We start from the raw sequence: 267 nt of genomic DNA on the forward strand, positions 1-267 counted from the left end.
GGCACATCGAGCGCCGCCGTCTCCAGCTGCTCGATCACCACCTCCTGGGGAGCGATGACCACGATGCCCTCGACGGACTGGGCGAGCAGATGGTCGACGCCCGCGGCGATCGACTCACGGCTGAGGTCCGGGAGCTGGGCGACGGCGACCGAGTAGCCGGCCGTGCGCCCGGCATCCTGGATGGCGTTGATGCTGGACACCGGCCCGTACAGAGCCGCGGCCGACGTCGAGAGGACGCCGATGGTGCGCGACCGCGCGGTGACGAGG

The 267-nt window shown here is 71.5% G+C and carries 1 protein-coding gene; it reads right to left on the reverse strand.

Annotated features, from left to right (window positions below; all coding sequences use genetic code 11):
• Window positions 1–267, reverse strand: a 267-nt coding sequence (locus tag SB773_RS32240; RefSeq protein ID WP_410594442.1) for a type 1 periplasmic-binding domain-containing protein, incomplete at both ends; no start/stop codon positions are given.

The sequence above is a fragment of the Bacillus sp. SIMBA_074 genome, from assembly GCF_046534555.1.
Classification (GTDB): Bacteria; Bacillota; Bacilli; order Bacillales; family Bacillaceae_G; genus Bacillus_A; species Bacillus_A mycoides.